9 protein-coding genes are annotated in these 11614 nt (G+C 50.4%); 3 read left to right on the forward strand and 6 right to left on the reverse strand.

What is annotated here, in order from left to right:
- Positions 1 to 17 precede the first annotated feature (17 nt).
- Positions 18 to 449 carry a BLUF domain-containing protein gene (locus HUF19_RS04410; protein ID WP_260998672.1) on the reverse strand — a complete coding sequence of 144 codons (432 nt, stop codon included), beginning with the start codon at positions 447 to 449 and terminating at the stop codon, positions 18 to 20.
- Positions 450 to 577: 128 nt separating this feature from the next.
- Here HUF19_RS04410 and HUF19_RS04415 point away from each other — a divergent pair, with 128 nt between their 5' ends.
- Positions 578 to 1993, forward strand: coding sequence for a DUF1566 domain-containing protein (locus HUF19_RS04415; RefSeq protein WP_260998673.1), 1416 nt, complete (start codon positions 578 to 580; stop codon positions 1991 to 1993).
- Positions 1994 to 2033: 40 nt separating this feature from the next.
- Here the strand turns inward: HUF19_RS04415 and HUF19_RS04420 are convergent, their stop codons facing one another.
- The 3 genes from HUF19_RS04420 to HUF19_RS04430 all read right to left on the reverse strand — a co-directional run bounded on the left by HUF19_RS04420 (position 2034) and on the right by HUF19_RS04430 (position 5981).
- Positions 2034 to 2591: a GNAT family N-acetyltransferase gene (locus HUF19_RS04420; RefSeq protein ID WP_260998674.1), complete on the reverse strand. Its 558-nt coding sequence runs from the start codon at positions 2589 to 2591 to the stop codon at positions 2034 to 2036.
- Positions 2592 to 3022: 431 nt separating this feature from the next.
- On the reverse strand, positions 3023 to 4981 hold the full coding sequence (locus tag HUF19_RS04425; protein ID WP_260998675.1) for a metallophosphoesterase family protein: 1959 nt from the start codon (positions 4979 to 4981) through the stop codon (positions 3023 to 3025).
- A gap of 391 nt (positions 4982 to 5372) precedes the next feature.
- A complete protein-coding gene (locus HUF19_RS04430; RefSeq protein ID WP_260998676.1) occupies positions 5373 to 5981 on the reverse strand; it encodes a TetR/AcrR family transcriptional regulator in 609 nt (202 codons plus the stop codon).
- 169 nt (positions 5982 to 6150) lie between these two features.
- On the opposite strand from HUF19_RS04430, the gene HUF19_RS04435 reads away from it, so the two are divergent.
- Together HUF19_RS04435 and HUF19_RS04440 are read left to right on the forward strand one after the other, a co-directional pair.
- Positions 6151 to 6768 carry an HD domain-containing protein gene (locus tag HUF19_RS04435; protein ID WP_260998677.1) on the forward strand — a complete coding sequence of 206 codons (618 nt, stop codon included), beginning with the start codon at positions 6151 to 6153 and terminating at the stop codon, positions 6766 to 6768.
- The gene (locus HUF19_RS04440; RefSeq protein ID WP_260998678.1) at positions 6765 to 7148 is read left to right on the forward strand and encodes a hypothetical protein; all 384 of its coding nucleotides are present in this window, start codon (positions 6765 to 6767) and stop codon (positions 7146 to 7148) included. The genes HUF19_RS04435 and HUF19_RS04440 overlap by 4 nt, the downstream gene beginning before the upstream one ends.
- Positions 7149 to 7298: 150 nt before the next feature.
- On the opposite strand, the gene HUF19_RS04445 is transcribed toward HUF19_RS04440, so the two are convergent.
- Complete coding sequence (locus HUF19_RS04445) at positions 7299 to 10541, reverse strand: DEAD/DEAH box helicase (protein ID WP_260998679.1); 3243 nt, start codon at positions 10539 to 10541, stop codon at positions 7299 to 7301.
- Positions 10538 to 11335, reverse strand: a complete 798-nt coding sequence (locus HUF19_RS04450) for a hypothetical protein (RefSeq protein ID WP_260998680.1) — start codon at positions 11333 to 11335, stop codon at positions 10538 to 10540. The genes HUF19_RS04445 and HUF19_RS04450 overlap by 4 nt, the downstream gene beginning before the upstream one ends.
- Between the last annotated feature and the right edge of the window lie 279 nt (positions 11336 to 11614).

Raw genomic sequence — 11614 nt, forward strand, 5'->3', positions numbered from 1 at the left:
GGTTTGTCAGTCCGGGCTTATGCCGATTGCTGGCTGGCACGTAACAGATGACAGGCATTCCGCATAAAACTCAGTGCGCCACGGGCGGTCATGCTGAAGGGATCAAAATCGGTGCTGTTGGTATATTTCAGCACCATGCTCTGGGTAATCTGACTGTCGGGCAGATAAGACATATGCCAGTGCTCCATGTCCCGTTCATCAATCTCGTCGAAAGCCAGGATCTGCACATCGCAATGGCGCCGGTCCTGCACAATTTCGTTATACAGGGAAGACACGATCTCCCGTTGCCCTTCGATGCACTGCAGAAAGTATTTGCGGTTAAAGTAAAGAATGCCGGTGATGTGATGCGCTTTGTTGTAGCGCTGGGCATTTTCCAGCAGACGTCCCAGCTCAAGATCATTCCAGAATTCGGTTTTACGGCTGGCGTAAATCAGACGGACAAGGTTCATGGCATGGCTCCGCAGAGTGATCTGATAACGATAGAACGGCTCAGTCGGCGTGCAAGCGTGCAGCAGTTCTGCAATCCGGGTTTTTATTCGTGCCATAATGCGCGCTTTCTGTAAGTCGTTGTTTTTCTATGACTAAGCGCAATTCTTATTTTTGTAGTTTTCCGTTGCCGTTTTTTGTGTACATCGGTGTGTTGCTTGCGCTGCTGGCAGGCTGTGACGATGGCTCCCGGTCTGGTGGCAGTACAGCTTCGCCGCCCGATAGCGGCAAACTTTCTGCACCACTGGCTCCGCGTTTTGGTATGTCGGCCCTGCCGCCGATTCCGCAGCTGCATGAGCGCGCACTGGTCGAAGGGCAGCTGGCACTGGCGGCAACAACGGTCGACTGGTCTGGTTTTCGGGTGCAGTGGCTGTTTGATGATGAATCTCTGGGTGAGGCCGTAAGCGTTGCTGCGGATGGTAAGTTCCGCTTACCGCGGCCATTACAGGATGCGCCGGCCGGACTCTGGGCTGAGGCCTGGTCGGGCGCTTATCGTTTACGCGGGCGTCCGGATGAGCTGGGGCATTTACAGCTCAGTGCTCTGAGCACTGCCCGTGCGGCACTCAGCAATGGCAGCCGGGCCGAACCGGCCAATCCGCAGCTGGAGCCGCTGCACAATATTCTGCATGCGGTCTTGCTGGAGGGTATCAGTGACGGTGCGGAAACAACGGCTGATCATGCCGCCACGCCGCTGCTGGCGCACTATAAGAGCAGCTGGCAACTGGCACAGGTGCTGGCGCGCAGCCCGGTACACCGTATCGCTTTTCAGCTGCGTCATCAGCAGGCGCTGGCCGACAGTTTTGCCTTGCTGCATCAGTTGCCGGATTTTGGCCATGGTGATTTATCCGAGCAGCAACGTATGGTGCGCCTCGACCGCTGGGGCACCCCGCTGCGCTGGCAGCACCGGCCGTATCAGGAGCAGGCCTGGGGCTGTGTTGATTACCTGCAATTAGGGCAGCGCTGGCTGGTCAGTGAAGAATCTTCCACCGCGCTGACGCTGAATGCGCTGCAGCAGCGTCTGCATGCATTATCACAGCAGCATTTCTGTGGCCAGGATCAGTGGCGTCTGCCAACGGTGAATGAATTACACAGCCTGATTAATCATGATAATGGCGGCTGGGCGTTTCCGCTCAGTCTGCCGTTTGCCGGCAGCAATATTTACTGGGTTCAGGATGAACAGGGGCAGGCCCAGATTTTTGATCTGCAGCGCAACAGAGTTATCTCTGATGCTCAGCAGGCGCACTGGCTGCCGCTGGTGGTAAGAGGTGAGGAATATTCCATACGCTCGCAAAACCGGCGCTCGGTCAGCAGTAACCGCTCGGATATGTTTATGGATTTCTCTGTGCTGCAGGCGTTGTATGGGGTTGCATTTCCCGGTGCAGATAATGATCGGCCGGTGTCTGACAAGGGTCAGCAGACGGATGATGTCTGGCTGCAGGAATCCTGTTCCGAGTGTCACCTTGAGGTGCAAACCGATCCGCAAACCGAACCGCAAACCGACCCTTAAAGCCGAAGCATAAATCCGGTTGAATCCGGTATTGGTACTATCAAAGCGCGCAGGTCAGATAAGCAGCTTCACCATAAACGCTGATTCTGGCCTGTAACTCAGCGTCCTGTGACAGCGGATGGCGGTTATGAAAACCATAACGCTGCCAGAACGGCACCGAATTCTGAATGGCAATCAGGCTGGTCTGGGTAAAACACCGCGCTCTGGCAGTATTAAAAAATGCCTCCAGCAGTGGTGAACTTAAACCCAGGCCGCGCGCGGAGGGATCAATGGCTAAATCATGCAGATACAAACAATCAGCCTCCGGTGGCACGATAAAATCATCGGCATCCAGCGCTGGTGGCTGTTCTGTGCGGATTGGCAGGGCAAATAAATAGGCCAGTAATTTTCCGTTTTCTTTTATCTCTGCATCACTATTGTTGCCCGCATCTTTAATAATGTCGTTTTTATCTTCAACAACAAAAGCACAGCCGGGTGCCTGCTGTAATTTATTAATAAAAGATTCGGCTCTCTCAGGCTCGATGCTGGTGTAGCACAGCGCCTGAATGCGCAGAATTTCCGGAATATCGGTTATGAGAGCGGGACGTAACGAAGACATAAAACAGCGCAGTGATTAAACAATCGGCCATGTTAGCGGATGGGATATTTTTTGCCAGCGTATAAAACAGGTGTCAGATAATACAGCGAAAAATACATCATCGTGGCTCCCACGCACTCACCTGGCTCCCACGCTGAGCATCACACCTGGCTTCTGGCTCCCACGCTCTGCGTGGTAGTCTTTACGGCATCGCATTCCCACGCGGAGCATGGGAACGAGTTCAGCATTATCACCTGGCTCCCACGCGGAGCATCACCTGGCTCCCACGCTCTGCGTGGTAGCCTTTACGGAATTGCATTCCCACGCGGAGCATGGGAACGAGTTACGCGGAGCATGGGAACGAGTTACGCGGGGTATGGAAACGAATTTAAAAAAAAGACCTCAGCGGCGGGCCGCTGAGGTCTGTTTCTGTATTGTGAAAAATACAGGTATCAGAGAGCTATTAATGCCACTTCAGCATCCCGGTTCAGAACCGTCCACCAGGTATTTTCGCCGGCATCGTAGCCTACCAGTGGTTGGTTGGCACATTCAGCAGGGCGGACCGGTGGCGTTTGCAGGTAGCTTTTCAGCCAACGGCCAGCGGTTACACAATTGCCGCTGGTCAGTGGTTGCCATTGGCTGGCTTTCAGGCTGGCAAGCTGAGCATTATCAGCGGTCAGATTTTCTGCACCTTTAAATTCAATCGCGTAAGCATCGGCAACGGCATCGCTGATATTCCAGCTGCGGGTTGCCGTCGCTGGCAGAACAACCGGTGCTTTAGCGGATGATGCATCGGTGGTCGAACCGGGCAGGCCAGTGTCGGTGCTGATATCTTTGGTTTCACCATAATCGCCCTGATAAACGCCGGTCTGGTTTTGCGTACCGCTGACAATCAGGATATCCGACAGGGTATCAGTGGTTGCCGGTGTCCAGCTCAGGGTGACATGCTCTTTCAGATCAATAGTCGTTTCCGGGATATCCAGCACATTATCAACGGTATTAGGAATAATCCGCTGTTCACTGTTCAGGTTAGGGGTCCAGCTTTCATGAACCTGATACATCCACTGATACGCCAGACGGGTAAGATCGGTCAGCGTTTCTGCGCGTGAAAAACCGGGCATATATTCCATATCCCGGCCACGGGTATCGGTACGGTTAAAGGTGTTATTCACACCACCGGCGAGGCGTGCGACAGAGCCATCTTCTGCCAGACAAATATCTGTGATGTAATCTGGCTGGAAAACCATGACCGAGCGGGTGCCATCAGGAATGCTGTTCGGATACACCACGGTTTCACAGCGGTTGCCGGTGCGGGTAAACTGATCATGCAATTGCCAGTCGGCGTTAAAGGCCTGATCGCTGTTATTGCTGGTGGCGGTATGTTCGGCAAAATATCCCTGATAATTAACCCGGTCGTTATCAAAATTCAGCAGCCCGGAATTTACGTCAAAGTGGGTTGAACCACCGCTTTTGGTCGCATTTTTCTGCGCAATAATCATCTGCACCAGTTCACGTTCGCCATAGCGGAATTCGTAGCCTTTATAGGATGCATTACCCGCCATGATCTGCGTGTAAGTGTTCATCCGGTAATTACCACCAGAAGGTGTTGAGCCGGACGGAAAGGTGGTTTGCGCTGTATCTTTGGCAATTAATGAGCGCTGATATTGATGCTCATGCCCTTGTACATAAATAACATCATGTTGTGAAAACAGCGCACGGATCTGATCGGCAACACCATATACCCAGTCATCGTCCTTGGTGCCTTCAACAATCTGTTCGCGGGTGAGGCCGTATTTTGCACCAATCAGACCATCGTGGCTGGCAACGACCACGTGATCAACTTGTCCGGCGGTTTTTTCTAATGTTTCTTCAATCCAGTCAATGGCAATCGGCAGGTTGTAATAGGCAAGGCCGATGATCAGAACATTTTCGCGCACGACATAATAATTAATCCATTCATAACCTGGCATATGAACGGCATCTTCAGGAATGTAATCCCGCATTGTTTTCACCCAGGCGTGGGTGTAGCTGTAGTTCATTTCGTGATTACCCATAACCGGTAAAAACTCCATGCCCTGATCACGATAGGTTTTGGCAACGGATGTCCATTCCTGCCATTCAACTGCCGATCCTTTATCAGTCAGGTCACCTAACGCAATAACCATATCAGCGCCTGCCGCTGACTGATGCTTTAACACTTCGCGCAGCGGATGCAGTGCCACATGCGCCTGGCCGGAAGCATCGCTGCCGCCCTGAGTATCGGGCAACAGGCCAATAGTAAAAGGTTGATAGTGTTTTTCATCGACCACGACGGCGGGGGTATCCGGTTTATTGGATGAGTCGTCATTACAGCCGGCCAGCAGGCTGCTGCCTATCAGTGCCAGCGGGATAAGTAAGTGGGGTGATTTCACAGGTGGACTCCTTCTTAATTGAAGGACGCATTGAGAGGCTTGTTTATTAATATGGCGTGACAGTTTTAATATAAAAAAAATCTCAGCGAAGTAATGTTTTCTTCAGGTTTCAAATGGTTTCAGAATGGCTTCGTTGATGACTTGCTATTATTTCTAAGAAGATAGTTTTTTTATTGAGCGGGCGGGTAGTATTTTAATCCGGTCATTAGCCGCCGGTTTTTTATCGGAAATCACCTGATTGTTAAGGGTTGATGATGATATTAATAAAAAAGATGCAAAATTCCGGAACAGTATTTTCCGCCGTTTTTTTGCAAAAAAGCGCCGCAATGCATATTACTGCAATATAACTTCAGGCGTATATTGGTGCATCCGTGCGCTGAGTGTGTTCGGCTTATGAATTATTTGCCTGCAACATACCTGTGAGCGCCTGTTTCAGTAAACGGGCCGCATAACCCGGGTTCGCTGCCGGGGCTGTGGTGGCCAGCTGGTAACTGCCCTCGATACTGGCGATCACAAAGGCGCTGATATCGGCCGTTTGTGACGGGCTGAGCGTCATGCCATTCTCTGCCGCCGCCTGCTGTAATAATTCGCTGAGCTGCTGGCTGTGCTGGCGGATAATCTGCTGATACAGCGCGCGCACTTCCTCAATACGCACAGCCTCTGCGCCAATAATGACCCAGGCGGTTACCGCCTCAGGGTTGCTGCCATCACCTAACGCCAGTGCGGCGTCGATATAGGCATCCAGCTGTTGTTGGGCATTCCCGGCGGCGTCTGCCAGCAGGGTAAAACGCTGCGCGGCCTGCTCGCTGATCTGATGAATCAGCGCAATCAGAATCTCCTGCTTGGTCTTGAAGTGGTAATGAATCAGCCCCGGCGATAAGCCCGCCGCTTTGGCAATGCTCTGAATGGAGGCCTTTTCGTAGCCCTTGTCGGCCATAGCCTGCATCAGGCCGTTGACGATTTCCTGGCGGCGGTGCCCGGTATTGGAAGGTCTGGCCATGGTGGGTCCCGGATAAGTATTTTGGTTATTCAACCAAAATACTTGACGACAGGGAAGTGGATAACCTATCTTTGACTTAAGTTGGTTGACCAACCAATTTATAGGGTGTGACTGGCAGAGAGAAAGCGCCAGAGAGAACACGCCAGAAAGAATGGTAAGGAGAACAGCGATGCAACAACTCAGCGAGCAATGGCAGCAACAGGCGCAGCAGTGGGGGGCCGGCAGTCAGGCCTGCCAGCAGGTGTTTAACCTGCTGCAGAGCAGCTACAGCGGCGCGCAGCGCTTCTACCACGGCATTGGCCATATCCGGCAGATGCTGGAGCTGGCGGAGCAACAGCGCGCGGCGATAGCAGACTGGCCGGCGTTCTTCTTTGCCATCTGGTTTCACGATCTGATTCAGCAGAACAAAGGCAATAACGAAGAGCTGAGTGCGGCTCTGGCGCGCGAATATCTGCAGCCGCTGGCGGTTCCTGAAGCGGTGATCGCCAAAGCCGAACAACTGATTCTGGCAACCCGCACTCATCAGTATCAGGCCGACGGTGATGTGCAACTGTTTATGGATATCGACCTGTCGATACTGGCCGCCGAACCTGCGGCTTACCGTGCTTATGCCAGCCAGTGCCGCAAAGAATACTTTCTGCCCGACTTTGTTTACCGCTTTGGCCGTCGCCGTTTTCTGCATGAGCTGTCAGGGCGCGAATGGATCTTCTCCAGCCCGTATTTCAGACAACACAGTGAGCAGGTTGCCCGCGCCAATATTCACTGGGAGCTGGAGGAGTGGTTATGAGCCTTTTTAAAAAAATCAGCGACGGCTGGCAGCGTGCGGTTAATGGTAACGTTGTGAGAGAGCCTGATGTGAAATTTACTGACCGCGGCATGCATATCACCCAGGGCAATGGCATCGAGCTGGATATTGCTTTCAGCGCCATAGACCAGATCGACATTATCACCACCGACCAGGGCCCGTGGCGGGAAGATGTCTGGTGGTGTTTTTACCTGAGCAATGAAGAGAAGCCGGTGTATTTACCGCAGGGCATTAAAGGGGAAGACCAGATACTGCTCGTGCTGGAAAAGCACTTTGCCGGAATCGATTTTCAGACGTTTATTATGGCTATGGGCTCGGCAGAAAATGCGGTGTTTAATCTGTGGCGACGGGCGGAAGGCTGAGCATCTGGCTCCCACGCAGAGCGTGGGAACGATAAAAGAGTCCATGCCTGTTATCAGACTGGAAATCAATGGAGTTTAGAGTGTGTGTCCGCTAGCGCTTGATTGCACAACGCTTGTAACTCGACAAGCACATTGCTCGCTCAGTTTAAGTTATGCATCTCCTGAAAGGCGCTTCCATATCTTCTGATAATCCTCACCAGAGAGTGATGAGTTCTCTGGCTTCAAACGGGTCCAATCATCCGGTTTCAAAGATTTCAAATATTCACTGGCTTTTCGAGGCGACAGAATATTTTCCGCACCGGCTTCAGTTCGAGCCTTAAAGTCTTCACCGGCACGTTCAGCAATGCTTCGTGGAACGCTGTTCATGCGCATCAACACACCTTCTTCGGTTTTCACACCATGGTAAAGCATAGCTGGGAGGTTATTTAATCTACGCTTTTCTTCGTCTGTCATGGCTTCAAAATCAAGCCCTGAAGTTGGCATTTTACTTAATGCCGACAACCCCCAAGCGCCATTGTTAGCCAAGTCTCTATACACCGCTCTACAAGCTTTAGAGATTTGATCTGTAAGGCTATCACCTTCAAAGTAAGTCTTCGCTATAGACTCAATGGAGCTGCCTGTTACCCAAGCCTGGGTAATATCAGCAAGTTTACGATGACTATTGCCCTGACCTTTACTGATCTCTCGCAGGCTCTCTTGTAACTGCGGAACCTTAAGCATAATCCCCATTAAGCTTGGCAACACAGACTTTGATTTATCACCAAATAGGCTCGAAGGCTCCCAATCCGAAAGCGTTAATTTATTTTCAAGGTTATTCAAATCCAATAAAGTTGAACGAACACCCTCAGGAGAGAAACCGGTAACATCAGCAAGCGAAGCATTTTCTGGATGCTCAGCTAACGTTCTAACATATCCTTTGGTGGCTTCAAGAAGCGCGTCGGCTTTTTCTTGCGAAGCCTGATCAGCCTTAGCGCGAAGAGAACCAAAGCCATAGGTATTTCGCAATAATTGTTCTGCTTCACCAATTACAGCGTCCAAATTACGTTTTTCATTCCACAAATGAGCGATATAGCTTCTGAAGTCAGCCCATTGTTCTTGCTGCATAACCAAAGATAAGTTTGCTAATTCCCCCGCAGCTTGAAGATCATCTAGCATTCCTTCCAAGCGGGAAACTAACGATGCGGTTGCATCACTAACATATTTTCGGATCTCATTCGGTTCTTTGCCCGCAGCAATACCGATAACGCCGACGCTATCATGGCCGATACGCCCAGCACGACCCGCGAGGTTCCAAAATGCCCGATGCGACATTTCATTGCCGTAAGGTAATTTTCTCGTCGCAAGAAAAACAGATGAAACAGGGAAGTTAAGCCCTTGTGCAATGGTTGTCGTTGCACACATCACCCGAATATGGCCGGCTTCTGTAAGCCACTCGATTAATGAAAGCGCCTCAGCAGGTAAACCAGCATGATGCACAACGACACCTTTTGACAGCATATCAATTAGCTCGAAGTCCTCGCTAATCTCAGCAGCAAGAAAACGCTGAACCAGTTTAATGTCTTCATGCACCTGGACCAAAGGTTCAAGCTCTTCTGCAACTTTACGAGCAATACTCCAGGCATCTGGAATCGTCTGCGCCACCGCAATACTGGTACCACGCTTAGAGAACACCTTAGCCATAGCAACAGCCTGTGTTGCAAGCCCTTTAGCGCTAGAGTAAGTCAGTTTTTGCAGAGGTCGGTTACCATCTACATTGTGGATTCCTTTAAGATGAATCGTACGTTGAGTGGTCGTCAACGTTTCAAAACTTAAATTCCAATCACCACGTTTTTCACCTTTGTGGATATCGAATAAGCCAACAATTCTCTCGTTCGGTTGCCACGCTGAAGTACCTAAGCTGATGCTTCGGCCGCGATCAGCAGCTAGCCATTGAGCTAAATCGTTAGCATTCGGAACAAATGGCATCAATAGTAAAAAGTTTGCCCGAGGTGATTCTTGCTTAATCGTTGCAAGCAGAAGTTCAATCCGCAATCCACGCGATTCATCTTCAATATTGTGAGCTTCATCCATCACAACCAAGGCCAATGGACGAGCGACTTTTTTGTTCCTCATCACCAACTGAAGTTTCTCAGGTGTAGCAACCAAAACCTGAAAAGCACGTGCTTCACCCAAAAGAGCTTCTTCAAAAGCATCTACTTCAATCGCGCCAGTTAACGGCTCAACTTGAATGCCTAATGGGCCAAAATCTTCACGTAATCGACGGGTAATTTGAGCAACCAAAGCACGAGTTGGCGCAACATAGGCCACCCAACCATCATCCCGATCAAATTGGTTAAGTGCTTGCAACATACGGAATTGCGCCAGCGCTGTTTTACCGCCTGATGTAGGCAAATCAACAATTACCGCTCTGCTGGCTTGGTCGAGTAAACCTTGCTCTTGAAGCGCAGCTCGTTGCGGCGGTAATAGCTCAAAGAAGCTCTTGTGCTTTGTTACATGGGAAACAAAGCGAGTCACACGGGAGTTAACCGTATGAGCCACCCACCATAACGAGCCTGCGACCATTTTTCGGCTTGCGACATGTAGCCAGCGTAAGATCATTTCGAGTTGCGGGTCTTTCGAGGCTTGAGCCGCTTTTTGCGCCGCTTCAAAATGCTGATCTAATTGCGCATCTATCGCTACCGGTTCGCCTTGCAGCATGTACACAGCTAAACGCTCAGTTGCTTTTGCCCAGTGATAAAGCGCTACTAATCGCATGGCTATGCTTTGCGCCTCTGCACCTTGGCTTTGTTCTAGTAACGCTTTTTCGTAGTTTGCTTGATCGTTTCGTAAGCCAAGCACAATCTCTGAAATCTGATCTAAGTCGTCCCAGCGGTTTTTACGTAGCAGCCGTAACCAACAATCAAAAATTCGGTATAGCAAACGCTTATCCCAAGTGACACCTGCCACACTGGGTACTGCTACTGTACTGTGTTGCTCTTGAAACCATCGACGCAAGTCAGTCCAGCGATCTGCGCAGTAGGCTAAACCCGACACATGCAAAACATGAAACAAGCGCGCCTCATTGTCACTAGGTACGGGTAATACACGATAAAGCCCGAACGCCCGAAACGCGCCAGCTTGTGCAAGCTCACGAATATTTTTATTGTCTTGATTGGCTACGGGGTGCAACAAAGCGCCAATGCCTTCGATCGCGGCCAACTCATACGCCGTCGCTACTTGCTCTAACAAGTCGCTGTCAAATTCAGTTGCCGCATGTTCAAGTAGATTACTCAGCGCCACATCAACCAAGCGCCGCTCAGCCATTTCCATAGCAGCAACACGCCGTTCGTCGTGAATGGACTGAACAGCCCAATGCTGATCTACCTGCAGTAAGTGCTCTTGTGAAAGCGTCATGACGCCTCCTGCATAGCCGCTTGAGCACGAGCAGACAGCGTACCAATCATGTTAAGGGGAAGGTATAAAGCGTACATTTCAATATCAGTTTGCACTGGACAATCGGCCGCCAGTGCTTTTGCTCGGCCAGCAATATCAGAAGCGCTTGGGGCAATATCGCGCACCAAAATACCATAAACAGCAACGTCCGTTGTATTCGAGCTAAAATAGCGTTTGGCAGCGCTTTTAAACATCGGCTCCCAAGGTGCTTGCACCGCATGAAGACCTAAATAACGTAAGAGAGCATCTTTTACTTGGCGATTATCTCGTAGCCCAGACAATTGGTTACCCAAGCTGGTCATAACGCTTGGCGGTGTTTTGTTCTCTTCAGACGTTTTTACTTCACCAAACGCAAAACGGTAAGGATACTCAGCATCGTTTACAGGCTGAAACCCGGTCAAATCGCACCCTGCTGGGCTTGCGTTCGGATTTTTAAGATCACGTCCTGTTGGCCACGGAAACACACAATTGCCTTTGTCCACCACAAAGGCTTCGGCAATAGCTTCGCCCACTCGCCAGTTATCTGGCACAGTTTCATCTGTCAGTGCTTGGCGTAAACCTTCTTGCTCAAATTCAGTGCTCACGACACTGCCAAGTAACTCCTGGAGCTCATCATTGCCTGCGGTATCTTGCAAAATATCCTTTACGGGGCCAGCTAACATCTCGCTCACTTGCTCGTCTTGATAAGACAAACCATGAGCAATTACAGGCTGGGTGCCAGCATCATAAGCAAGCGTCGGTGTAGGCATAGGCATCAAACCAATTCTCCATAAAAGGCTTTGTCCATAATCGAAGGCATCAGAACTTCCAGTTCGGTCTCATTTCCGATTGAACTTATGGCATAACTACGAATTTGATTACACCGAAGGTTATAGCGGCTAGAGGAGCGTGATGCATTCTTTAACCTTTTCATCGCTATAGTCCAGTTTTTTTGTACTAACAAAGAATATGGAGCAACGCGAGTGACATTACTTACACTTGGTACGTCTTTAGTAAGCACTTGCTTAAGCCGCTGCGTTCCCACGCCGAAGCGT

This window comes from Thalassolituus hydrocarboniclasticus (assembly GCF_025345565.1).
Classification (GTDB): Bacteria; Pseudomonadota; Gammaproteobacteria; order Pseudomonadales; family Oceanobacteraceae; genus Venatoribacter; species Venatoribacter hydrocarboniclasticus.